Below are 326 nucleotides of genomic sequence, written 5' to 3' on the forward strand. Positions count from 1 at the left end.
ATGCTGAGCTTGGAATGGGTGAGCTGGAGCGGATATTCGCAGTCGGGGATCACGCTGCGCTCGGTGTAGACAGGATAGGGATTGAATCCGGCATCGGCGTATGCCTTGGAATAGATCTCCACCTTGCCGGAAGGCGTGGGCAGTCCCTCCGGCACCCGGTTGTAGCGGATCGGACCGGCCCAGAAGCCTTTTTGCTTGAGCTCCTCCAGAGATATGGGGATGTTCTGTATCATCAGCTCGCCCCAGTCCTCCCATTTCCGGTAAGGGAAGTATTTTCCCCACCCCATCTTCTCCGCGATGCCCTTCACGATCTCGTAGGGCGGTTT

General features: G+C 57.7%; 1 pseudogene. It reads right to left on the reverse strand.

What is annotated here, in order from left to right:
- Positions 1–308 (reverse strand): annotated as a pseudogene (locus tag ACTFO6_RS18245) (hypothetical protein); the annotation flags it as partial.
- Positions 309–326: the final 18 nt, after the last annotated feature.

The sequence above is a fragment of the Pelomicrobium sp. G1 genome, assembly GCF_051905455.1.
In the GTDB taxonomy this organism is placed as follows: Bacteria; Pseudomonadota; Gammaproteobacteria; order Burkholderiales; family UBA6910; genus Pelomicrobium.